This is a genomic window from Citrobacter sp. SX206 (genome assembly GCF_024181025.1).
GTDB lineage: Bacteria > Pseudomonadota > Gammaproteobacteria > Enterobacterales > Enterobacteriaceae > Citrobacter > Citrobacter youngae.
Genome location: NZ_CP049738.1, coordinates 181346 through 205669, shown reverse-complemented (window position 1 = coordinate 205669; position 24324 = coordinate 181346). Strand labels below are relative to the sequence as shown.

Genomic DNA, 24324 nt, shown 5'->3' with positions numbered 1-24324 from the left:
AGGCCTACAGACTGCAATCCCCCGTAAGCCGGATAAGGTGTTTACACCGCATCCGGCGCGCTCATCACTTCTTCATCTGCGACAGGATTGTCCGGCACTGATTCGTTTCGTTTTCAGACGGAGAAATTAGCGCCAGCAGCGCCGCCGCTGGCGTAACCAGCGTTGCCAGCGCGGCAGCCACCGCACCGCGTGCAATCAGCGGCCCGGCCTTCACGCCAGCCTGTGGATTTTTAAAGGTCCCACGGACATACAGCGGCGAACGCAGGGTAATAATACGAATGCCTTTGCTCTCCGGGTCGATGGTTAAATCCAGTTGCTCAGATGCAAAGCTTGCAGTCCCGGTCACGTTGATCACCGCGTTTTCTGTGTCGAACGCGAAAATTTGTGGGCGCGCGATGCCATTGACGATATCCAGATTTGCCGCTGCGCAGTTCACCCGTACTTCGTCATCACCGAATATTTGTCCGACGATATAGTTACCCAGATTCAGCCCAACGATCTCCATCAGATTGCGACTGACCAATCCATCATTCATCAATAGCTTCAGGTTACCGTTGCTGTTACCCAGCAGCGCAGCCACTGAATTTCCGCTACCGCTCAACCTGGCGTCACCGTTCATCTCACCGAGCGTTTTCTGCATCAACTCCACGTCCGGCATCAGTGCTTTTAGCTTCAGGCGGCGAGCCTGAATATCCGCCTGCCCCCGCATCGGCTTTTTATCCCCTTCCAGATGAATGCTGGAAACAATACTGCCCCCTGCGAGGCCAAATTTCAGTGGCTGCAGGCGCAAGTCAGCATTTTTCAGGAGGATATGGGTGGAGAGATCGCTGATTGGCAGGCTACTGCCGTGTTCGATACGCCGTCCTTTGAAACGCACATCAGCATCCATCACGTTCCATTTATCGGTTTCAAAACGGTCATACGGCAAGACTTTGCCTGCGGGTTGCGCACTGTTCTCACCTTTGCGCTGTTCAGATTGTTTTGCCCGTTCTGCCCCTTTGCCTGAATCCACACCGATCAGCGGCCCCAAATCAGCCAGCCTCAGCTGGCGTGATTCCACATCGCCCTTCAGCATGGGTCGCGGCTTGCCGGTGGTGTAGGCCAGCGTCCCGTGAATATCGCTATCGCCAATGCGACCATTAAAATGGCGGTATTCAAAAAGAGAGGACTTTTCCGGATCGATTTTCGCCACCAGACGCCCGTCCGTTTCAAACGGTGGTGTATCCGGTAACAGCACACCGGTCAAATCGTATAAATCCCCAAGTGAATCCCCAGAGAATTTAAGCCGTAGATCGACACCGCCCATATTCATCGGGTCATTTATCGTGCCGCTAAATACCACGCGCGTGTTGCCCGAGCGAAAGTCTGCCTGTATCGGAAAAGGGGTACCTTCGCCACGTAACGCCAACATCCCGCCAATTTTTCCCGTTCCGGTTAGCGGCTCACCGTTGTAGCGGCCCTGGGCTTTCAGACCAAAAATGTAATCCTCAACGCTGGTGCCCCCTTCTTTGCTGTTGGTGCCTGTCACTTCGCTAAACGGTAGCGGCTTGCCTAGTGGATCGACCAGGATCTCAAGCTCCGACTTCGTCACCTTATCATTAACAGCGATACGCCCTTGATCGAACAGAATGTTATCCAGCCTGAAAGACCACGCGGGTGGCGGCGCATTGGGATCGCGTTTTTCATCCCCGGCGAAGTTAAAGGTCCAGTTGTTGTTTTTCTCCGACAACCGAATGAGCCGCGCATCGGGTTTCACCATCTTGACCCACGGGAGCCAGATGGTTTTTGTCAGCAGTGCCAGTGGGGCGAGCGTAGCTTCAACACGCGGGAGATGCACCATGGTAACGTCGGGAATATCTGGCGGGTTGCCGAGGATAATATCTTCAGCATGAACATGCGGCCACGGAACCCAACTGCGCCAGCCGGTTTCCTGCTTCTGGCGTTCCCAGACGACGCCCAGATCACCGCGTATGGCGAATGGACGGTTGAGTTCAGTAGAGACTTTCTGGTTGATGGTCGGTTTGAGCCGGTTCCAGTCAAATGTCGCAATCACAATGATGAGCACGACGATCAGCAACAAGAAAAACCCTACTACGGATGCGGCTATTTTGCCTGTTTTCGTCACGTTTTCCTCCTGACTTCCTCCCTTGCCTGTCCTAAAGATAGTCCAGCAGGGCGAAAAGGAGGCACGCTACATCCGCATCAAAGCGACAGAATCACCTCTTCCAGGGTACTCAGTGGCACCGGACGAGAGAGGAAATAGCCCTGAGCAGCAAAAGCCGGTGAGTTTTGCACATCGCGCCACTCTTCCAGGGTTTCAACACCTTCGACAATCACGCCACGGCAATAGCGGTTCATAAGCTGGAGCAGCAAAGTGAAGAGGTTACGGCCTTCCGGCGTCTGACGCAGCATGACAAACAGATCCCGCGCCACTTTGATGTAGTCGTAACTCACTTCGCTAAGAGCCGAGAAATTGGCCATCCCGGTACCAAAATCATCCAGCCAGAGCGGGCCGAACTCGCACATTGAGGCAAACGACGATCCCTTCGGTAAGCGGATATGCTCTACCAACTCAAAGCGTAACCAGGGCAGGCATTCAATGATTTTCAGGATCTCGGGGTCCTGGCGCATCGCAATGAGCGTCGGGCCATCGACATTGACGGAGGCCAGCAGATCGTGGGCTCTGAAAAAATCACTTTTCAGTTCAAGTTGTTCAAGCTGCTCTTTCACTACCTCAACGCGATGCCGAACAGCAACTTCAGCAAAATAACGGTCTGGCGCAATGCGTTGAGCAGGGTTATCAGGATGGCTCACGACGGTTAGCAGCTCTACGGCCATCAGCCGACCATTGGTCTGGTAAATGGGCTGATAAGTGTAAGCACGCTCGCACTGCAGCCAATAGCGTCGCTCCTGCAAGCATTCGATACTCGCATCTGGCGTAATTAGCTGCTGGGTGACCTGCTTTATCATCTGAGGTGTCCTGTAAATAAGAGTGTGACTGACCGGACTCGTCAAAGGTTATCGGCGCTCAGGCGCAGAACTTTACGTTCAGCAGTACGCAAAATAAAAACAGCGGTAAAAACGACACAGAACACGTTCTGGCTCAAAAAAATAATGGAACGTTGTTTTAATATAGTTGACCACTTAACACCCACAGCGCACACTAACGCTAATTTTTTTCAGAGCAGGTTACGACTATGTCCAGGAAGATTGCCGTGATTGGCGAATGCATGATTGAGCTGTCACAGAAAGGCGCCGACGTTCAGCGCGGATTCGGTGGCGACACGTTGAATACATCCGTTTATATTGCCCGTCAGGTCGATTCTGCGGCCCTTTCCGTACATTACGTCACGGCGCTGGGCACTGACAGTTTCAGCCAGCAAATGCTGGAATCCTGGCAGGGAGAAAACGTCGATACGTCATTAACCCAGCGTATGGAAAACCGTCTGCCGGGTCTCTATTACATTGAGACTGACAGTACTGGCGAGCGCACCTTCTATTACTGGCGTAATGAAGCGGCGGCAAAATTCTGGCTGGAGAGCGAACAATCCGGCGCCATTTGCAAAACGCTGGCGACATTCGACTACCTGTACCTGAGCGGAATCAGCCTGGCGATTTTAAGCCCGGCCAGCCGTGACAAACTGCTGTCGCTGCTGCGCGAGTGTCGCGCCAACGGCGGCAAGGTCATTTTTGACAACAACTACCGCCCGCGTCTGTGGAGCAGCAAAGAAGAAACTCAGCAGGTGTATCAGCAGATGCTGGAGTGCACCAATATTGCGTTCCTGACGCTGGACGATGAAGACGCGCTGTGGGGTGAAAAACCCGTAGAGGACGTAATTGCCCGGACTCACGCAGCTGGCGTACAGGAAGTGGTTGTGAAGCGCGGCGCAGACTCTTGCCTGGTGTCCATCGAGGGTGAAGGACTTATCGATGTACCGGCTGTAAAATTACCGAAAGAAAAAGTGATCGATACCACGGCGGCAGGAGACTCATTCAGTGCCGGGTATCTGGCAGTGCGTTTAACCGGTGGCGATGCCGCTGAAGCCGCAAAACGCGGCCACCTGACAGCAAGCACCGTTATTCAGCATCGCGGGGCGATTATCCCACGCGATGCCATGCCGCAGTAACGTCGATTATCCGGTCTGCATACCGTAGGCCGGACAAGCAAAGCGCCCCCGGCATCTCCAATGCCGGATAGCGGCGTAACCGCCTTATCCGGCCTACAGGTTACTGTACTGGCGGGATATCCGTCACTTCAGGATGTGATTCATCCGTTTCAGCCGACGTTGCCGCTGCGCTAACCGGCGCCATTATGCTATCCCATGTCGCCTGCAGATCCTTCATGTTGAACTCAGGTTCCCCTTTCGGCTGAAGCAGAATGAGAGCCATATCCTGCGATAGCTGCTGACGCAAATCCTGATTCAGCATCTCAACGGTCAGGCCATTAAGGAAGTTCTGCCGTAAACGCTGATACTGTTCTGGCGCGATATCCACCACCTGGTTTTGCAACGAGCGCAAACGCTGGCTGATCAAAATATCGGTATCGGTGCGGCCGTAGGTGGCAAACAGTTTCTGCAATTCCAGATTTTTTTGCGCTACCAGCGCATTGAACTCTTCTTCCGGCAGGCCCTTGTCCCGCACTTTCGCCAGTTCGCGAGCCACCGTGCCCAGGTTCGCATTCAGCTTATCGTTCGGCGATTCAACGTTAATAGCGCACTGTGCACGCAGGAACAGCACCCGACAGTCAAAGCCGAGGCCGATGTCTTTCGCGTTGTTCCTGGATAACGTCTGCTGGATATGCCAGAACAGCGCTTCACGGGCTAAATCGGCACGCCAGTAGCGTAACAACGCGGCGGATTCACGAATAGGTTGCCACGGCGCGTCCCACATGATGGAAAGACGATCCTGGCGTACCGCATCGGTCATAATGCTTACAGCTTCCGCACGCAGTGGAGAGAGCGTAGGCACCGGAGCCGGCGTTTCACGTTTTCCGTTTAACTCACCGAAGGTTTTATTGATTTGCTCAGCCACGCTGCGCGCATCAACGTTACCGACGATAATCAGCGTCATCGCATCCGGGGTATACCATTTCTGGTAGAACGACTGAATTTTTGCTGCATCAATCGGCTTTTTCAGCGGATCGGCAGGATCGTGCCCTAACAGCGTGGAGCCTTTCAGACGATAACGCCACCATCCCTCTTTGGTATCTGACGGCCAGGTTGCCACCATATCTTCGCTGCTCAGCGCATGGTTAACCGTTTCAGGGGTAATGGTCAGCTTGCCGGAAATATTCGCCAGGTAAGAAAGTGACTCTTTCAGTAGATCGTTACGGCTGTTTGGCAGACTGAGGTTGTACAACGTGGAATCATAGGAAACGATAACGGGCGGCATGGGGCGTTTAGGATCGAACCCCTGCTGCCACAATGAACGGGCTTGCGTGGCATCAAGGCCACCGCTTTGCGTCAGCGCGATACGTGGGATCGCATGGCTGAAACCACTCTGTTGCGTACTTTCGGTGAGTGAACCGGTATTAACCAGCAGGCGGACCTCAATACGGTCGCTGGGGCGCTGGGGAGTGGCTAACACTTGCCACTGGAGACCATTTGCCAGCGTGCCCTGTTGCCACGCCGGGTCAGGCTGGAGCGCATCTGCCTGCACATAGCCGGCAGTGGCCATCATCAGCAAGCCGCCCGCTAAAAGTCGAATTTTTGTGCCCTGCATGTGAACCCCTGATCAACTATCCTGGAAATAAAAAGACAGCCCTGAGAAGGACCCTCTGAATATGACGTTAAAAACACTTCGTGTTAGACCGCAAGAACATAAAAATGTCACGGAAGAAGTGAAAAAATCCCGAAACCGTCGAACAGACAGTTTCAGGCACAGGGAGTAATTATGCGCAAACGCCCGCAGTCCTGGAAGGGACTACGGGCATAAGTGGAGAGATTAAGAGGATAAATCGTGCGTTTTGCCATCCGGCGCACGATTATTCAGCACATCATCAAGCTTTTTGTGGTCCAGTTCTTTCACCCACTTAGCCACAACGACCGTTGCCACCCCGTTACCGACCAGGTTAGTCAGCGCACGCGCTTCAGACATAAAGCGGTCAATACCCAGGATGAGCGCCAGACCCGCTACCGGCAGATGCCCTACTGCGGAAATTGTCGCTGCCAGCACGATAAAGCCACTTCCGGTCACGCCCGCTGCGCCTTTCGAGGAGAGCAGCAGCACCACCAACAGGGTTATCTGATGGAAGATATCCATATGACTATTGGTGGCCTGCGCGATAAACACCGCCGCCATAGTCAGATATATCGATGTCCCATCAAGGTTAAACGAGTAGCCCGTGGGTATAACCAACCCGACAACCGACTTCCGGCAGCCCAGTTTTTCCATCTTATCAAGCATACGCGGCAGCGCTGACTCGGAAGAAGAGGTCCCCAGTACGATCAGCAGTTCTTCACGGATATAGCGGATGAATTTGAAAATGCTGAAGCCGGTTGCGCGAGCAATGGAGCCCAGAACCACGACCACAAACAGGATACAGGTAATGTAGAAGCAGATAATCAACTGACCCAGTTGCACCAGCGTTCCGACGCCATACTTACCGATGGTAAAGGCCATGGCACCGAAAGCACCTATCGGCGCAAGGCGCATGATCATGTTGATAATGCCGAAAATAACCTGCGAGAAACTTTCAATTACGTTGAAAATCATCTGGCCTTTGCTGCCCAGACGGTGCAGAGCAAAACCAAACATCACCGCGAACAACAATACCTGCAGGATGTTGCCGCTGGCGAACGCGCCAATGACGCTACCCGGGATAATATCCATCAGGAAGCCCACGATCCCCTGGTCTTTTGCCTGCTCGGCGTAGATCGCTACCGCTTTGGCATCCAGCGTTGCCGGATCGACGTTCATCCCGGCGCCGGGTTGCACCACGTTGACAATGATAAGACCAATGATCAGCGCAATCGTACTAACCACTTCAAAATAAAGCAGTGCAACCGCACCTGTGCGGCCAACTGCTTTCATACTTTCCATACCTGCAATGCCGGTAACGACAGTACAGAAGATAACAGGTGCGATGACCATCTTAATGAGCTTAACGAACGCGTCGCCAAGCGGTTTCATTTGGGCGCCTAATTCAGGGTAGTAATGGCCAAGGAGGATACCAATGGCAATTGCTGTCAGGACCTGAAAGTAAAGGCTTTTGAAGATAGAGGTTTTCATAGGGTGTCCTTAAAGTAAAAACCACAGGTCTTGTAAGGTTTTGTTTAACCTGCGGCCTTAAAGTAACACCCACACAACATGACAGAAATGCACCTGGATCATAATTGATACAAATTTGTTAAAAATTTTGAACTGGCTCGCACAAGCGCTACCTTTTTTAACTTTTGTAATCAGCTGATTCCTTCGCTAAATAGCGTTCTTCGAAGATATCTGCCGGAACCGGACGGGCAAACAGGAATCCTTGCGCGACATCCACCCCTGCCTGTGATAACCAGTCGCGTTGCGCTTCGGTTTCAACGCCTTCCGCAATCATTTGCAAATTGAGACTGTGAGCCAGCTGAATAATGGCAGAAATCATACTGCTATCTTCTGGCAGGCCTTCAACAAACATCTTATCGATTTTGAGCACATCAACTGGCAGTGACTTCATGTGCTGCAACTGTCGCAGACCCGCATAGCCCATACCAAAGTCATCCAACGCAATGCGTACCCCCGCATTGCGCAGCGGGCGCAGGATAGCGACAGCGGCGTTTGGATCATCTATATGCCGGCTTTCGGTAACTTCCAGAATCAAGGTACCGGGCTTAATGCGATATCGGTTTAACAACTCCAGCAGATCCGACACCATACTGGGGTGCATGAGCTGTAGCGCAGACAGATTCACCGACAGCGGTAACATCAGACCACGTTCCTGCCAGGCCGCAAGCTGGCGACAAGACTCCTCCAGCACCCAATATCCAACCGTCACCATCAGACCGCAGGATTCAATCCTGTCGATTAACCCTTCCGGTAATTCCCAGCTTCCGTCTGCCTGCTGCATCCGCAATAAAGCTTCAGCACTCAACATCTTGCCGCTGGCGATCTCTACCTGCGGCTGCATCCACAGCGCAAATTGCTGGTGATCAAGCGCGGTCAGAATGTCGTTCTCTTCGGTCAAACGTTGCTGTGCTTCTTCCATTTGCTGCGGATCAAAGAACTGGATCTGATTTTTACCCTTGCGACGCGAGGTTAGCACTGCCGATAGCGCGCGACTGTATAGCTGTTCCGCCGTCAAATCGCCGTAGTACATCGCCACCCCAATGTTGCAGCTCGGGCGAAGCTGAATACCCTGAATGGGCAACCGTTCATTCATGATAGTAAGTACTTGCTGACCTAATGTGATTGCATGCCAGGGTTCCTTCACACCGTGCGCGATAATCGCGAAGTCATAGCCGCTCACCTGAGTAAGCACCATTCTGGGCGCCAGCACCGATCTCAGTTTCTCAACCAGCGTCAACAGCAGGATTTCCCGCTGGGTCTCGGTCAATACACCGGCTGTATCACGCAGGGTTTCGCAGGTGACAATCATCAACGCAGTTGTTTGCGGGCCAGTAACAATCTGCTCAAGTAGCCCCATTAAGAACGTCTTATTTGGCAGTTCAGAGACCGGAAAGCGCATCGAATTGTCGTTCTGCTCTTCACTGTGGCGCAGGACCAGTTGCTGATTCAGGTTGTAGCTACGCACCAGCATCCCAATCTCATCATCCTGATGCATAGGCGGTAATGCCAGTTGATAGCCGATCAGCTCCTGCTGCGGAATATCGTTCAGTTCGCGAGCAATTTTGCGTAACGGGTGCACAATCAGGCGGTTAATACACCAGGAGATGGCTACCGACAGGATTAACGACAAAAGTAAGTAAATGGTCACTAACGTTGAAAGCGTGCTCGTCACGAATTTGTACATGCGGTATGAATCCGCCTGTAACACCAGATACGCCAGCGGCTGTGGGTTGGCAGAGCGCTCAAGAGAATAGACCGGGAGCGAAATCTGCACCGGCAGTTCAAACAGTCGGGTCACCGTAACCGGAACGGGGCGTTCAGGGATAAAGCTCATCCGCAATGCCTGAAACTGGTTGGGCAGTACCACATCCGCGCGACTGACCACGCCAGCGGGCTGGATACGGCTTAAAATCATTTCTGCTTCGGGGATATCCCCCTTCAGGATGGCAGCCGACAGAGGTTCACGGACGGAGCGAGCGATGCTTTCCAGTTGCGTAGCCGTGTTATAGCGGTTCTGCTGGACCAAATGGAACAACAAAACGGTGCAAAAAATAAAAACAAACACCATGACAACGGCCGCAACCATCGCCATCTGCTTTATTGTTAACGAGCGACTGACACGCAAACTGACTCTCCACGGATAGACAAAAACAGCCGTCAGAGTATACCCGATCGTAGCGGTATTAAGAGAGGCGGTATCTGAAAACTTCCCAGCGTGCATTATCGCGACAGGATAGGCACCTGGCGACGAGATTTATCTGCATTTAAGCCGAAAAAGGCCGCAAGGTTAACCCCTGCGGCCTGGTTCGGGCGCATGTTGCCATTACGGCAGGCAGACACCCGCAAAGTGCATTACTTCCTGTTACGCAGCCAGTTCACAATCAGGCTGGCAATAATGCCAGCGATAATTGGAGCCGCTAAATCGTGCCAGAAAGCCACACCTAACTGTGTGAGCGTCATATAGCCGCCTGTGTTGCAATGGCAACTGTTCGCGGCTATTCTTAACTTGTCTGGAGTCAAGTTAGCCCCCGTTTAGTTGCCTGGTTTATACCGAACAACGTGCGGGGGTTTTCTCTTTCCAGCAACCGATGCCGCCGGGGATCAAGCCCCCGCAACATTGCGCCTCACCGGGAACTCCCGGCTTGCCGCTGATTCTACGGTAGCCCACTCGCCATATCACTGCGCAATATTGCGCTCTGCGTAGCGCTTCGCATTTCACCGGTTTTCTCGCCAGTACGCTGGAAAGATTCTTGCCAGTTGGCAACATTCCTGCCGACAATTAATGTCAGAATATAAATAACCAATTGATATCTATTTGTTTATTTTCTGGCACAGCGATTGCTATTTGACTGTGAGCTGTTCTGTTCCGAATAAAAGGAGATATCATGTCTGACTGTCGTACTTACGGATTCAATACCCAGATCGTTCACGCGGGGCAACAACCCGACCCTTCAACTGGCGCGCTCAGTACGCCTATCTTCCAGACTTCAACGTTTGTTTTTGACAGCGCCGAACAAGGTGCCGCCCGCTTTGCGCTCGAAGAGTCCGGGTACATTTACACCCGTTTAGGCAACCCTACCACCGATGCGCTGGAGAAAAAGCTGGCGGTGCTGGAAAGAGGTGAAGCCGCGCTGGCTACCGCGTCCGGTATTTCTGCGATCACCACAACGCTGCTGACGCTGTGCCAGCAGGGCGACCATATCGTTTCCGCCAGCGCGATTTATGGTTGTACTCACGCATTTCTGTCGCACAGCATGCCGAAGTTCGGCATTAACGTGAGTTTTGTCGACGCCGCGAAACCGGAAGAAATCCGCGCCGCCATGCGCCCGGAAACCAAAGTTGTGTATATCGAAACGCCCGCTAACCCGACGCTGTCGCTGGTCGACATTGAAACGGTAGCCGGTATCGCCCATCAGCAAGGCGCATTGCTGGTGGTGGATAACACCTTTATGTCGCCATATTGTCAGCAGCCTCTGCAATTGGGCGCAGACATCGTGGTGCACAGCGTCACCAAATATATCAACGGACACGGTGACGTGATTGGCGGCATCATTGTCGGGAAACAGGAATTTATCGACCAGGCGCGGTTTGTCGGTTTGAAGGATATTACCGGTGGCTGTATGAGCCCTTTCAACGCCTGGCTGACGCTGCGCGGCGTTAAAACATTGGGCATTCGTATGGAACGTCACTGTGAAAACGCGCTAAAAATCGCCCGCTTCCTCGAAGGGCATCCGTCCATTACCCGCGTTTATTACCCTGGCCTGGCTTCGCACCCGCAGTATGAACTGGGCCAGCGGCAGATGAGCCTGCCAGGAGGAATTATCAGCTTCGAAATCGCCGGCGGCCTCGAGGCTGGCAGACGGATGATCAATTCTGTAGAATTGTGCCTCCTCGCGGTCAGTCTCGGTGATACCGAAACCCTCATTCAGCACCCAGCGTCTATGACACATTCGCCCGTTGCGCCAGAGGAACGGCTTAAAGCAGGTATTACCGACGGGCTTATCCGTCTTTCTGTGGGTCTTGAAGATCCAGAAGATATTATTAACGACCTTGAACACGCCATCAGAAAGGCAACATTCTGACCATTACGGCCTGAACCGACGACGCTCGGTTCAGGTCGTTGAGCATCAAGGCACAACAGTCTGGCTATACGCGCGCTCCTTTTTTGGGGAGAACGGGTATTTTGGGCAGGGGGTTCTATGCAGGACAACACAATACAATTAAGCAACAATACAGCAACCGCCGTACCATTCTCAAAGAAAATACCGTTTACAAAATACGATTTTGGCTGGGTATTACTCTGCATCGGCATGGCAATTGGTGCGGGTACAGTTCTGATGCCGGTACAAATTGGCTTAACCGGCATTTGGGTTTTTATTGTCGCCTTTATTATCGCTTACCCGGCAACGTACATTGTGCAGGACATTTATTTAAAAACATTATCCGAAAGTGAAACCTGCAATGACTACACCGATATTATAAGTCATTACCTTGGGAAAAACTGGGGTGTATTCCTCGGTGTGATTTACTTTTTGATGATTATTCATGGAATATTCATCTATTCATTATCGGTGGTTTTTGACAGCGCCTCGTATATCAAAACTTTTGGGCTAACCGATACCGACCTTTCGCAGTCAATCATCTACAAAGTGGCCATTTTTGCCGTACTGGTAGCCATTGCTTCCGGGGGAGAAAAGCTACTGTTCAAAATCTCCGGTCCGATGGTGGTGGTAAAAGTCGGCATTATCATCATCTTCGGCTTTGCGATGGTTCCGCACTGGAACTTCAGCAATATCAGCGCCTTTCCTGAAGCATCGGTGTTCTTTCGCGATGTGCTGCTGACTATACCATTCTGCTTCTTCTCGGCGGTGTTTATTCAGGTGCTGAACCCCATGAACATTGCCTACCGCAAACGGGTGGCGGACCGGGTGCTGGCCACACGTATGGCTATACGCACGCATCGGATCAGTTACATTACGCTGATTGCGGTCATCCTGTTTTTCTCCTTCTCTTTTACCTTTTCGATTAGCCACGAAGAGGCCGTTTCAGCCTTCGAACAGAATATTTCTGCACTGGCTCTGGCGGCGCAGGTTATTCCTGGTCAGATTATTCACATCACCTCAACGGTGTTAAATATCTTCGCTGTATTAACCGCATTCTTTGGTATTTATTTGGGATTCCACGAGGCGATTAAAGGAATTATTCTTAACGTTCTGAGCCGCGTTATTGACGTGGAGAAAATTAATCCTCTGGTGCTTACGCTGGGTATTTGCACATTTATCGTTATTACGCTGGTTATTTGGGTATCGTTTCGCGTATCGGTACTGGTGTTCTTCCAGTTAGGCAGCCCGCTGTACGGGATTGTGTCATGTATTATTCCGTTTTTCCTGATCTATAAAGTCACACAGCTGGAAAAACTGCGCGGGCTGAAAACCTGGCTAATCCTGCTGTACGGGATCCTGCTGTGCCTGTCGCCATTACTGAAGCTGATTGAATAACCCGCGTAAACTGCGCCGTCAACACCTGGCGGCGCTTAGCTCACACTCTCCAGTTGATAGCTGCGAATTTTATTCAGTACCGTGGTATGTGACACCCCCAGCGCTTTGGCGATATGCCGTGACGACACATTCTCCTCCACCATCTGTTCAATTAACTGACGCTCGGCGCACTGGACCTGCTCTTTAAAAGGACGTTCTGTCGGGCCTTGCTTAACGGCGGGAAAATTCACTATTCCTAATTCTTCCCGCGTTATGACATCGGACTCCGCCATTAGCATCAGGCGAATAATGGTATTTTCCAGTTCGCGCACATTTCCCGGCCAACTGTGATGATGCAGGGTATCAAAGCAAGCTTTATCCAGAATGATCCGTCGCTGGAATTCCTTCGCGTATTTCTGCACAAAGTGGCGAATCAACAGACTGATATCCTGTGGGCGTTCCCGCAAGGGTGGAATAGTCAGGGAAAGTACATTGATGCGGTAATAGAGATCGGCGCGCAGCAGGCGTTGCTCCACCATCTCTTCCAGATTGGCGTTGGTTGCCACAATAATGCGTACATTAACCGGAATAATTTGCGCCCCGCCAACGCGACGGATCCCGCCATCCTGCAGGACGCGCAATAATTTAGCCTGTAAGCCCAGCGACATTTCACCAAATTCATCGAGAAAAAGGGTGCCTTTCTCGGCCATTTCAAACAACCCTTTTTTACCTTTACAGTCTGCGCCGCTAAAAGCCCCTTTCTCATAGCCAAAGAATTCACTCTCCATCAACGACTCAGGTAGCGCAGAGCAGTTAACCGGAATAAACGGATAAAAACGCCGCTGACCGGAATTATGGATAGCCCGGGCCAGCAATTCTTTGCCAGTGCCCGTATCACCACGGATCAGAACGGTATATTTGCTGTCAGCAATTTTTATCGCCTTTTCGATAAGCGAGTGCATGCTCTGGCTGCTGCAAATAATGTCAGAGAAATAGCGCGGGCGTTCCGGCTCAGACATCGACAACTCGCTTATCTCTTCACACAGGTAAGCGACGTTAATAATATCGGCGCGTCGGCTTAAACAGGATTGCACGCAGGAAATATCCTGTAACTGGCGACACCAGGATTTAATCAGGATCCGTCCAGGTGTGACTTTCATGGAGATGATATTGATATCACAACAGGAAAATTCCTTCAGGACATCCTCAACCATCGACAGACGATCAATTGTTTTAATATCCCAGCGTATCGTGACCACATTTGCTCCTGGTAGTTAGCAACTGCGAAGTAGATATTTCTGTGCCGTCCAAAAATCTGACTATATTCTAGACACTATGGAATAATGTTCTGCCAATGGACTCACATTGTGGGAGTAAAAACGAATTATAAAAAAACCGGAGCACAAGGCTCCGGTTATCGGGTCATAACCCACGTTTATTGCTGTGGGTTTTCGTCCTGGTCAACGGCGAAACAGGCCACCAGCTGACCGCCATAGTCTTTTAACTGTGGCTGAAGCTGAGTACACGGACCAAAGCGACGACGGCAACGGGCGTTGAATGCGCAACCTGGTGGTGGATTCAGCGGGCTTGGCAGCTCACCGGTCAGCTTGATACGCTCGCGGCGATCGTCCGGGTTCAGGCGCGGCGTTGCGGAGAGCAGCGCCTGAGTGTACGGATGCCGTGGATTATTGAAGATCTGATCCTTGGTTCCTTTTTCCACACAGCGGCCTAAATACATCACCATCACTTCATCGGCAATGTGCTCTACCACCGACAGGTCGTGCGAGATAAAGACGTATGACAGCCCCAGTTCCTGTTGCAAGTCCATCATCAGGTTCAGCACCTGCGCACGTACGGAAACGTCCAGCGCCGAGACAGGTTCGTCGGCAATCACCACATCCGGGTCAAGCATCAGACCGCGGGCAATGGCGATACGCTGACGCTGGCCGCCGGAGAACATATGCGGATAGCGGTCGTAGTGCTCGGTTTTCAGTCCCACTTTCGCCATCATCGCCAGCGCTTTTTCACGGCGCTCCTCTTTGCTGAGCGTGGAGTTGATCAGCAACGGCTCTTCCAGAATCTGCCCTACTTTTTTACGCGGGTTCAGGGAACCATAGGGGTTCTGGAACACTATCTGGATTTTCTGCCGACGCAGCTTCTGCGCCTGCGGGTCGTGCTTGAGTAAATCCTGTCCCTGGTAATACAACTCACCGCCGGTCGGGATTTCAATCATCGTCAGCAGACGGCCAAGGGTGGATTTTCCACAGCCCGACTCACCGACCACCGCCAGCGTTTTACCGCGCTCCAGAGTAAAGGAAACACCATCCAGCGCTTTCACCAGGCGTTCCGGGGCGAACATGCCCTTCTTCACCGGGTAGTGTTTTTTCAGGTCAATTGCCTGCAACAGCGGCTGTTGCACGGCGGCCTTTTGCGTACTCATAGCCCAGGCCTCCCGGCATCATCAAGTGGGTAGTGGCATTTCGACTGACGACCGCCTTCCAGCAGGTTCAGTTCAGGTTCTTCAGCGCGGCATTTGTCGGTCGCATAGGGGCAGCGTGGATTCAGCAAACAGCCGCTCGGACGGTCATATTTACCGGGAACCACGCCCGGCAGTGAGGCCAGACGCGCTTTATCCTGTGCAAACTCCGGCAACGCACGTAGCAATGCCTGGGTATACGGATGACGCGGCGCACGGAAGATATCCTGCGCGGCCCCGGTTTCCACTACCTGCCCGGCGTACATCACGATGATTTTGTGCGCGGCTTCGGCCACCAGCGCCAGATCGTGGGTAATCAAGACCAGCGCCATGTTCTCTTTTTGCTGCAATTCCAGCAGTAGCTCGATGATCTGCGCCTGAATGGTCACATCCAGCGCCGTTGTCGGTTCATCGGCAATCAGCAGCTTCGGACGACAGGCAATCGCCATCGCGATCATCACGCGCTGGCTCATCCCACCGGACAACTGGTGCGGATAGACATCCAGGCGCGAGGCCGGATCGGGGATCCCCACCAGCGTCAGCAGGTCAATCGCCCGCTGAATACGCGTTTTTTTATTGCCGCCCTGGTGCACCTTGATGGCTTCCATAATCTGGTAGCCGACGGTGTAGCACGGGTTAAGGCTGGTCATCGGGTCCTGGAAGATCATCGCCACTTCCGCGCCAACTAACTGGCGACGCTCTTTCTCAGAGATGCGCTTCAGGTCGCGACCATTAAACTCCAGATTTTCGGCCATAACGCGGCCTGGGTAGTCAATCAACCCCATAATCGCCAGCGAGCTGACGGACTTACCAGAACCAGATTCCCCAACAATGCCAACCACTTCACCCTGGTTCACACTGTAGCTAATACGGTCCACGGCGCGGAATTCGGAGCCTACGTCGCCGAAGTGCACCGATAATTTATCTACATTTAATAACGCCATCTCGAACCTCTTACTGCTTCAGTTTGGGATCGAGCGCGTCACGCAGACCGTCACCCATCAGGTTAAATGCCAGCACCGTCAACAGGATCGCCAGCCCCGGGAAGGTCACGACCCACCAGGCGCTTTGAGCGAACTGCAGCACGTCAGAGAGCATGGTGCCCCACTCTGGCGTCGGCGGCTGTGCGCCCATCCCCAGAAAGCCGAGGGCAGCCATATCGAGAATGGCGTTAGAGAAGCCAAGCGACGCCTGAACAATCAGCGGCGCAAGACAGTTAGGCAGAATATTGACGAACATTTGGCGCATCGCACCGGCTCCGGCCACGCGGGATGCGGTGACATAGTCGCGGTTCACCTCCACCAGTACGGCGGCACGCGTCAGACGCACATAGTGCGGCAATGCCACGAACGTCAGCGCCAGCGCGGCGTTGCCAATCGAGGGACCAAATACCGCCACCAGCACCAGCGCCAGTAACAGGCTCGGCAGCGCCAGCATGATATCAACCACGCGCATGATGACGTTATCGACAATCCCGCCAAAGTAACCGGCGATAAGCCCGAGAACCACGCCCATCAGCAGGGAAAGCACCACCACCAGACAGCCAACCAACAGCGACAGACGCGCCCCGTACATCAGGCGGGACAGCACATCGCGGCCCACATCATCAGTACCAAGCAGGTGCGCCATGGAACCGCCTTCCTGCCATGCCGGCGGAGCCAGCAGCGTATCGCGGAACTGGTCTGCCGGGTTGTACGGCGCGAGAACGTTGGCAAAGACCGCAATCAGGATCATCACCACAACGTACACCAGCCCAACAACCGCACCTTTGTTGCGTTTAAAATAGTGCCAGAACTCCTGCAGCGGCGTCATCGGCACCGGTGCAGCAATAACTTTATTTTCAGTAACCTGTGACATGATGGCCCCTTACTTCTTATGCCGAATACGCGGGTTCACCACGCCGTACAGCAGGTCTACCAGCAGGTTGACGAGGATAATCATCGTCGCGACCAGCAGTACCCCGCCCTGCACTACCGGATAATCACGGCGTTGCAGCGCATCTATCAACCAGCGTCCCAGACCCGGCCACGAGAAGATAGTCTCGGTCAGGATTGCCCCGGCCAGCAGCGTACCGACCTGCAGGCCGATAACGGTTACAACGGGCAGCATCGCGTTACGCAGAGCATGAATGATGATGACGCGCATCCGGGTCAGCCCCTTGGCGCGCGCGGTGCGGATGTAATCCTCACCCAACACTTCCAGCATCGATGAACGGGTCATACGCACAATGACCGCCAGAGGTATAGTGCCCAGCACCATTGCCGGCAGAACCATATGCGCCAGCGCATCGATGAAGTTGCCCTCTTCACCCCAGATGGCGGTGTCGATCAGCATAAAACCGGTCAGCGGATTGGAATCATCAAGGAATACCATGTCGCTCACCCGCCCAGAAACTGGCGTCAGGTTCCACTGCACGGAAACCAGCATGATCAGCATCATGCCCCACCAGAAGATCGGCATGGAGTAACCGGTCAGCGCCAGGCCAACGGCGGTATGATCGAAAATGGAGCCGCGCTTAACGGCAGCAAGAACACCCACCGGGATACCTACTGCGACGGCGAAAATCATCGCGCAGACGCCGAGTTCCAGCGTCGCTTTGAAGCGAGGCACGAACTCTTCCCACACCGGTAAGCGGCTTTTCAGCGAGATACCTAAATCGCCATGCATAACCCCCCAGATATAGTGGAGGTACTGCTGCCACATCGGCTTATCCAGACCGAGTTCAGCCAGCAGTTGAGCATGACGCTCAGGGGAGATCCCACGTTCACCCGCCATGATCATAACCGGATCGCCGGGGATCATATGGACGAAGGCAAAGGTGAGAAGAGTGATACCGATAAACGTGGGGATGACGAGTCCCAAACGTCGGAGAATGAACTGCAACATAACCCGGATTCTCTCTAATGACGCACGGCCTGGAACCGTGAGTCTGTATTGCTCACAAATCTTATCCCACGCAAACTGCATCGTGGGTAAAGCATTACGCCGGATGGCGCTGCGCTTATCCGGCCTACACAATACCGGGGCGCAGCGTTTCCTTGATTGCTTTTAATTATTCGACAGAGACGTTTTCGAAGTGGTGTTTGCCTAATGGATCAACCACATAGCCTTTTACTTCTTTACGCACTGGTTCATACACGGTGGAGTGAGCAACAATCAGAGCCGGAGCCTGGTCGTGCATAACAACCTGAGCTTGCTTGTACAGTTCAATACGTTTGTTGTGATCGTCGGTCGCACGCGCCGGTTGGATCAGGTCTTCAAACGGTTTGTAGCACCAGCGAGAGTAGTTAGAACCGTCTTTCGCTGCCGCACAGCTGAACAGGGTGGCGAAGAAGTTGTCCGGATCCCCGTTATCACCGGTCCAGCCCATCATCACCGCCTGATGTTCACCCGCTTTGGCGCGTTTCAGATACTCGCCCCACTCGTAGGTCACAATCTTGGCCTGAACGCCAATTTTCGCCCAGTCAGCCTGAACCATTTCCGCCATACGACGGGCGTTCGGGTTATACGGACGCTGTACCGGCATAGCCCACAGCTCAACGGTAAAGCCTTTGTCCTGACCGGCTTCCTTCAGCAGTGCTTTGGCTTTCTCAGGATCGTAGGTGTAATCTTTAATGTCGTCGTTATAGCCCCACATGGTCGGTGGGATCAGGTTTTTCGCGGCAACGCCAGCACCCTGATAAACCGCTTTAATGATCGCGTCTTTGTTTACCGCGTAGGTCAGCGCCTGACGGACTTTCACGTCATCAAACGGTTTCTTCTCGGTGTTGAAAGAGAGGTAGCCAACGTTCAGGCCGGCCTGCTCCATCAGGTTGATATTTTTATCCTGCTTCATGCGCGCGATGTCTGCCGGGTTCGGGTACGGCATCACCTGGCACTCGTTCTTCTGCAACTTGGCATAACGCACGGAAGCGTCAGGCGTAATGGAGAAGACCAGACGGTCGATCTGCGGCTTAGTGCCCCAGTAACCTTCGAATGCTTTATACAGAATACGGGAGTCTTTCTGGTACTGCTGCAGCTGGAACGGACCGGTACCGATTGGGTTCAGATCCACTTTCTCCGGGGAACCGGCTTTCAGCATGTTGTCCGCATATTCTTTGGAAAGAATAGAAGCGAAGTCCATCGCCAGGTCAGCCAGGAACGGTGCTTCCGGGCGAGTCAGCACGAACTGAACGGTTTTATCATCCACCTTTTTCACTTCGGAGATCAGATCCGGCAGGCCCATCCCTTCGAAGTATTCATAGCTGCCGCCAGAAACTTTGTGGTACGGGTTCTGGGCATTTTTCTGACGATCGAAAGAGAACACCACGTCATCGGCGTTGAAATCGCGCGTCGGTTTGAAATCTTTGTTGTCCTGCCACTTCACGCCAGGGCGAAGGTGGAAGGTATAGGTTTTACCGTCTTCGCTGATTTCCCACTTCTCAGCAAGTCCCGGGATCACTTCAGTTGTGCCGGTTTTGAACTCGACCAGGCGGTTATAGATCGGCACGGAGCTGGCATCATAGGTGGTACCAGAGGTGAAAAGCTGCGGGTTAAAGCCTTCAGGAGATCCTTCTGAACAATAAACCAGAGTTTTAGCCTGTACGCTTGCTGCGACGGTCATAGCCACCAGGCTCAGACCAAGCTTCAGCATCCCTGACTTCTTCAAGGAAATACTCATTCTTCTGCTCCAAATGTGATGTTTGTTGTTTTACCCTTTGCAGTGGGTTTGCACCGCCTGGCCTTTTTTGTTTTTTACCCGGCCGGGTCGGCGTTAAGAGGATGGGGATTCCGTTCACATAAGCGACTGAGTTGCAGCGCGGATTCTCCATGAAATGCCCCTCATGCCCTACAATCTGTCAACAGAATGTGAAAACGTCAATACAGGTAACCGCGATTTACACCAACGGTGAGAATTGGCAAACAAAGATTAAAAAAAGTGCAGGCGGGTATTTTCAGCAGGGAAATTTGTGCTACGCGCACTATGCCAGAATAAATATCTTCATATTCAGAAACATTTGGTGATTAACATTTATGCAAATTATGAAAATTTTCTCAACACATGCTGCATATCTGAGCGATTAATACCATGAACGTTAAAACGCACAGCGGAAAATGCTGGGTTCAGCCATAAGTAACGCAAAAAAAGATTCAAGCAAATATAAAAAAAGGCAATGGAATATGTCACAGAATCGTTAACAGTCAGTGGGAAGTGGTGCACAATTTTTGCAGATAAAATGAAGGTCAAAGGTGGGGTTGGAATAACACCATACACGCCGGGATGAAACTGAGCCTGTAGGCCGGATAAGGCGTCTGCGCCGCCATCCGGCAATGCCAAAATGCTGCAATGTTTTGCCTGATGGCGCTGCGCTTATCAGGCCTACAAAGCAAAAAAAACCTGCTCGCTGAGCAGGATTTTGAATTTGGTCGGTGATAGAGGATTACTCGCCACTACGTGGCTCGCCCTACGGGCCGTTGCTGACGCAACGTTCTCTCGCTACGCTCGAGTCGAACCTCTTACCCCCGGAGGTTCTCATCCTCGTGGATTCCGGAAAGCAAAAAGCCCGCTCAAAGAGCGGGCTTTTCTAATTTGGTCGGTGATAGAGGATTACTCGCCACTGCGTGGCTCGCCCTACGGGCCGTTGCTGACGCAACGTTCTCTCGCTCCGCTCGAGTCGAACCTCTTGCCCCCGGAGGTTCTCATCCTCGTGGATTCCGGAAAGCAAAAAGCCCGCTCAAAGAGCGGGCTTTTCTAATTTGGTCGGTGATAGAGGATTCGAACCTCCGACCCCTTCGTCCCGAACGAAGTGCGCTACCAGGCTGCGCCAATCACCGAATGCGGGGCGCATCTTACTGCTCAGCTGCGCGCCCGTCAATCCCTTAGTATCAAAATGCCATTCGATCGGCGAGAAAGTCAGCAGCCCATTACTGGGTTACAATCTTCTTGTCGTCCGGGACATGACACCAGTTGTTATTCTCATTTATACCGCCGTTTGGCGAGGTATATCCAAGGCAACCGAGAATGGTGTCGTACAGTTCAACATGGCGACGCGGAATCTTCATATCAGCCTCCTGCTTAAGGTGGGCGAAGGCTTTCGCATGATCGGGGTCTTCCAGATACTTATCAGACATCCACACCATCATAGGAACGCGGAACTGCTCTGGCGGTGCCATTTTACGTGGCGTACCGTGCAGATGCTCACGCTCGTTGATCGACTCACCGTGATCGGCAGCATAGAACACAATCGCTTTCTTATCGCGCAGCTGGTCAAACACTTTGGTGATAAAGTGGTCAACATAGGTTACCGAGTTATCAAATGAGTTAATCATCTGCGCTTTCGAACAACCGCTATCAACATTGACACACTCCGGCTTCCACTGGGCGTACTCACGGGTATAGCGCTGCGTGTAGTTAAAGTGCGAGCCTTTGGTATGCAGGATAATCAGGTGTTTACCATTATCGTCCGGTTTGATTGATTGCTGCATCTCAGAGATCAGCAGCATATCGTCAACCGTTTTGCCACGGTTACGCGGCTCAGCGCCAATCTGCTCACGATAGGCGATGTTCTCCGCCATCGTGTTGCTGTAAAACCACATCTCACTTTGCATCGCGTAGAGATCGGTATTAAAACCTAGCTGGCTGAGTACGGAAAAGACGTTTTGTTCTTTCAGCGTACGCTGCGGGTTATCGCTCGCCCCACCTTCACGAACAAACATACAGCGTAGCGAAAGTTTGGTTGCCGTATCACACGAATATCCGCGGAACGCGGCCAGGTTTTTTTCCTGAGCCAGCCTTGGCGTAGTATTTCTCTCGTAGCCAAAAATGCCCATATGATCCCAGCGGGTCGTTTCGCCGATAATAAACACGACGTAGGTATCATCAATATTCTTGGGGGCGACGTAGGTAAATTTCTTCGCCGGATTCATCAACGAATTGTTATCTGAAGATTCATCCACCTGCGCCCAGGCATACAGACCCAGCGCGGACAGCCAGTTTGAAGGCAAATATGAATTTGCCACTACGCCACCGTAGCTGGGCAAATCAATACCCGTTTCCCGTTCAACTGATTTTTGCTGTATTCCAAGTAAACGAATCGGCGCCCACACCATCAAGCCAGCCAGCAGAACAACGGCCACACTACGCCATCTCATACCTGGCGTACGTATTTGTTTTAGCAGGGTATAGCGGCAACGGTTACTCCAGATAAGCAGCAGCGGCAAAATGCTGACCGACACCAGCCACACGATAAAATGCCAGCCCACAACTTCCTTTGATAAATCAATATCGGTTGTCATGACCGAGGCAATAATGCCGTAGCCAATGACCACATTCAGGAAGGTCATGTAATAGCTGGCACCAGCGGAACACAGCACCACCAAGGTAGCCAGTACGCGCCAGGCCCGCCGACCAAACAGAGACAGAAGACGAAGTAAAAAGAAGGTAACCAGCACGGTGCCGGCCAATTCAACAACCGCAGAGATTCCTTTCAACGCGGTAAATTCCTGCACATAGCTGCCGAAGCGGCGATAAAAAACTGCGCAGTTCATAAACAGACCGATATAGATCGCAAGCAAGAAGCTAAGCTTTTGCTGCGTCATCGATTTAATGTATCTCATGCAAAAAAACCCTGGGAATCGGGATAAAAACACCCTGTGAAGTGGTCAATCGACCAAACAGGGGAAAATGCGACAACAGCAGAGATGAAATGTCTACGGGCGCGGCTAAGTAGACCACAGGAGGGGAGAAAAGTGCTTATGGTGAATGCAAACGGCGCATATATTTTTGTAAATATATGCGCCGGGTATTAATCAGACCGCTAATAGATTCAGGCGTGAGCCTCAGTAAATACGCTACGTTGCGGCTGGCGAATGGTGGTAGAAAGCGCCAGCGAGATGATTAACAGCGCAAAGATAACGCAGAAGGTGACATAGAACCCACCAAACAGCGAAGCGATAATCGAACCACAAATACTGCCGATACCAAAGCCAAGATAGATAACACCGTAGTTTTTCGCCAGGTTATTCAGGCCGAAGAACTCGCTCACCAGTGACGGGAAGACCGTAATGGTGCCACCGAAGTTGAAGGCAACACAGGCAATGGCTGCGAAGAATGTCACTTCATTCAGCGGGGCAAAAAGCAGCGCCGCCATGCCCACCAGCGAAACAACCTGACCAATGGTGATAACGCGAATACGGGAAATTTTGTCGGACAGAATACCCAGAACCAGACGACCTGACAGGTTCGCGATAGAAATAACGGTTACCGCATTCGCCGCTGTTGCCACATCCATTTTTGCCAGGCTTTGGGCGATATCTTTCGCGACACCAATCACGTAAAGCCCGCTCATGCACGCCGTCAGGAACATCACTGCCAGCATCCAGTACTGTGGTTTACGCATGGATTGTGCCAGCGTGTAGTCATTCTCTACCACGCCATTTACGGCTTTAACTTCCTGGTTTGGCGCATCTTTCATCAGCGTGGAGCCAAAGACAATCATCACCAGTACGATCGCGCCCCAAATCATAAAGGTCTTTTCCAGACCCACAGTGCTCAGCAGTTGGCTGTCGATAAATTTAAAACCAAGGCTACCCAGGCCGTAAGAGCCGATCGCAAAGGCGGAAATCAGCCCTTTACGCTCAGGGAACCATTTCACGCAGTTGGACAGGGTTAACAGGTACCCTGCACCGTCAGCCAGACCAACCAGTACACCGGCACTCAGCCACAGCATAATCAGGCTGTCAGAATGCGCGGTTAAGAAGAAGCCCACACCCAGTAAGATACCCGATGCCATGGTGACGCGTTTCACACCGAAACGTTCCTGAAGCTTCCCGGCGACGGAAGAAGAGATCGCCAGACCCAGACTCAGCAAACCAAAGGAAAATGCAACCTGACTCACCGGCGCATCAAGCTTAGAAGAGAGCGCACCGTTAAACAGGCTCCAGGTATAAACAGAACCTAATGCAAATTGGGTAATGATGGTGCCGATCAGTGTCAGCCACCGGGTACGCTGATAATCAGAAGTTTTCATGGCAGTCTTCCTGCATAAACAAAATGGGAAATTCTCTGCCGACAACCATACCGAAGTGCTTTTATGACCAGGAGAAAACGGCATGAAATGCCAT

The 24324-nt window shown here is 52.4% G+C and carries 19 protein-coding genes, 1 tRNA gene and 2 other RNA genes; 3 read left to right on the top strand and 19 right to left on the bottom strand.

The genetic code is table 11. The features are described from left to right. Positions 1-64: 64 nt before the first annotated feature. Both G8S19_RS00980 and pdeH read right to left on the bottom strand, forming a co-directional pair. Entirely contained in the window at positions 65-2125 is a 2061-nt protein-coding gene (locus G8S19_RS00980; RefSeq protein ID WP_253685951.1) for an AsmA family protein, read from the bottom strand. Positions 2126-2202: 77 nt separating this feature from the next. Beyond that, entirely contained in the window at positions 2203-2970 is a 768-nt protein-coding gene (pdeH, locus tag G8S19_RS00975) for a cyclic-guanylate-specific phosphodiesterase (RefSeq protein WP_005133851.1), read from the bottom strand. 227 nt (positions 2971-3197) lie between these two features. Here pdeH and G8S19_RS00970 point away from each other — a divergent pair, with 227 nt between their 5' ends. Then, the gene (locus G8S19_RS00970; RefSeq protein WP_048213641.1) at positions 3198-4127 is read left to right on the top strand and encodes a sugar kinase; all 930 of its coding nucleotides are present in this window, start codon (positions 3198-3200) and stop codon (positions 4125-4127) included. A gap of 100 nt (positions 4128-4227) precedes the next feature. Here G8S19_RS00970 and G8S19_RS00965 read toward each other — a convergent pair whose 3' ends face one another. From G8S19_RS00965 to G8S19_RS00950, 4 genes are all read right to left on the bottom strand, one after another. Beyond that, positions 4228-5721 (bottom strand): pitrilysin family protein, encoded by a 1494-nt coding sequence (locus G8S19_RS00965; RefSeq protein ID WP_101742797.1) that lies wholly within the window; start codon positions 5719-5721, stop codon positions 4228-4230. Positions 5722-5943: 222 nt separating this feature from the next. Beyond that, positions 5944-7230 carry a C4-dicarboxylate transporter DctC gene (dctA, locus tag G8S19_RS00960; protein ID WP_048213643.1) on the bottom strand — a complete coding sequence of 429 codons (1287 nt, stop codon included), beginning with the start codon at positions 7228-7230 and terminating at the stop codon, positions 5944-5946. Between the two features lie 157 nt (positions 7231-7387). Next, positions 7388-9394, bottom strand: coding sequence for a biofilm formation regulator HmsP (gene hmsP, locus G8S19_RS00955; RefSeq protein ID WP_061066782.1), 2007 nt, complete (start codon positions 9392-9394; stop codon positions 7388-7390). A 227-nt stretch (positions 9395-9621) separates the two neighbouring features. Next, positions 9622-9729, bottom strand: coding sequence for a type I toxin-antitoxin system toxin Ldr family protein (locus G8S19_RS00950; RefSeq protein WP_048213645.1), 108 nt, complete (start codon positions 9727-9729; stop codon positions 9622-9624). Between the two features lie 425 nt (positions 9730-10154). Between G8S19_RS00950 and megL the strand changes: the two genes are divergently transcribed. After that, entirely contained in the window at positions 10155-11351 is a 1197-nt protein-coding gene (gene megL / locus G8S19_RS00945) for a methionine gamma-lyase (RefSeq protein WP_048213646.1), read from the top strand. A gap of 117 nt (positions 11352-11468) precedes the next feature. Continuing rightward, complete coding sequence (locus G8S19_RS00940) at positions 11469-12767, top strand: aromatic amino acid transport family protein (RefSeq protein ID WP_048213647.1); 1299 nt, start codon at positions 11469-11471, stop codon at positions 12765-12767. 35 nt (positions 12768-12802) lie between these two features. On the opposite strand, the gene G8S19_RS00935 is transcribed toward G8S19_RS00940, so the two are convergent. The 13 genes from G8S19_RS00935 to G8S19_RS00875 form a co-directional block, all read right to left on the bottom strand. Continuing rightward, entirely contained in the window at positions 12803-14005 is a 1203-nt protein-coding gene (locus G8S19_RS00935; protein ID WP_253685949.1) for a sigma-54-dependent Fis family transcriptional regulator, read from the bottom strand. Between the two features lie 176 nt (positions 14006-14181). Beyond that, positions 14182-15186, bottom strand: coding sequence for a dipeptide ABC transporter ATP-binding subunit DppF (gene dppF / locus G8S19_RS00930; RefSeq protein WP_253685947.1), 1005 nt, complete (start codon positions 15184-15186; stop codon positions 14182-14184). Then, a complete protein-coding gene (dppD, locus tag G8S19_RS00925; RefSeq protein WP_003024317.1) occupies positions 15183-16166 on the bottom strand; it encodes a dipeptide ABC transporter ATP-binding protein in 984 nt (327 codons plus the stop codon). Before dppD ends, dppF begins: the two co-directional genes overlap by 4 nt. A gap of 10 nt (positions 16167-16176) precedes the next feature. Next, positions 16177-17079, bottom strand: coding sequence for a dipeptide ABC transporter permease DppC (gene dppC, locus G8S19_RS00920; protein WP_061066786.1), 903 nt, complete (start codon positions 17077-17079; stop codon positions 16177-16179). Between the two features lie 9 nt (positions 17080-17088). After that, the gene (dppB, locus tag G8S19_RS00915; protein WP_003837733.1) at positions 17089-18108 is read right to left on the bottom strand and encodes a dipeptide ABC transporter permease DppB; all 1020 of its coding nucleotides are present in this window, start codon (positions 18106-18108) and stop codon (positions 17089-17091) included. 166 nt (positions 18109-18274) lie between these two features. Then, positions 18275-19882: a dipeptide ABC transporter periplasmic-binding protein DppA gene (dppA, locus tag G8S19_RS00910; RefSeq protein ID WP_048213650.1), complete on the bottom strand. Its 1608-nt coding sequence runs from the start codon at positions 19880-19882 to the stop codon at positions 18275-18277. Beyond that, complete coding sequence (locus tag G8S19_RS00905; RefSeq protein WP_162873164.1) at positions 19797-20033, bottom strand: hypothetical protein; 237 nt, start codon at positions 20031-20033, stop codon at positions 19797-19799. Before G8S19_RS00905 ends, dppA begins: the two co-directional genes overlap by 86 nt. 209 nt (positions 20034-20242) lie before the next feature. Continuing rightward, on the bottom strand, positions 20243-20539 hold the full coding sequence (locus G8S19_RS00900; protein ID WP_048213651.1) for a hypothetical protein: 297 nt from the start codon (positions 20537-20539) through the stop codon (positions 20243-20245). Positions 20540-20625: 86 nt separating this feature from the next. Then, positions 20626-20758, bottom strand: a non-coding RNA gene (locus G8S19_RS00895) — RtT sRNA. A 34-nt stretch (positions 20759-20792) separates the two neighbouring features. Continuing rightward, positions 20793-20925, bottom strand: a non-coding RNA gene (locus G8S19_RS00890) — RtT sRNA. Between the two features lie 34 nt (positions 20926-20959). Beyond that, positions 20960-21036, bottom strand: a tRNA-Pro gene (locus tag G8S19_RS00885). A 90-nt stretch (positions 21037-21126) separates the two neighbouring features. After that, a complete protein-coding gene (eptB, locus tag G8S19_RS00880; RefSeq protein ID WP_048213652.1) occupies positions 21127-22818 on the bottom strand; it encodes a kdo(2)-lipid A phosphoethanolamine 7''-transferase in 1692 nt (563 codons plus the stop codon). Positions 22819-23027: 209 nt separating this feature from the next. Next, a complete protein-coding gene (locus G8S19_RS00875; RefSeq protein ID WP_048213653.1) occupies positions 23028-24230 on the bottom strand; it encodes an MFS transporter in 1203 nt (400 codons plus the stop codon). Between the last annotated feature and the right edge of the window lie 94 nt (positions 24231-24324).